At 61.5% G+C, this 231-nt stretch carries 1 protein-coding gene; it reads right to left on the bottom strand.

All coding sequences use genetic code 11. The annotated features are described in order from the left end of the window. The coding region (locus AX685_RS00520) for an efflux RND transporter permease subunit (RefSeq protein WP_156445574.1) at positions 1-231 on the bottom strand (231 nt) is incomplete at both ends.

Genomic DNA, 231 nt, shown 5'->3' with positions numbered 1-231 from the left:
CGCCGGTCAGCGTGAGCAGCGGTACGTAGACGAGGATGATGATTGCCTGCCCGTAAACCGAGGGGCGGATCATCTCGCGAGCGGCGGCTGCCACGGTCGCAAGCCGTTCCTTGACGGTCAGCAAGCGACCTTCATGATGCTGTTGTTCGGCAAGCCGCCTCAGCGCGTTTTCAACGATGATGACGGCGCCGTCGACGATCAGACCGAAGTCCAAAGCCCCAAGGCTCATCA

Origin of the sequence: Sphingomonas sp. CCH9-F2, from assembly GCF_001556735.1 — a bacterium.
Classification (GTDB): Bacteria; Pseudomonadota; Alphaproteobacteria; order Sphingomonadales; family Sphingomonadaceae; genus Sphingomonas; species Sphingomonas ginsenosidimutans.
Note: the sequence above shows the minus strand (reverse complement) of the source record. Positions and strands in the feature narration are given on the sequence as shown.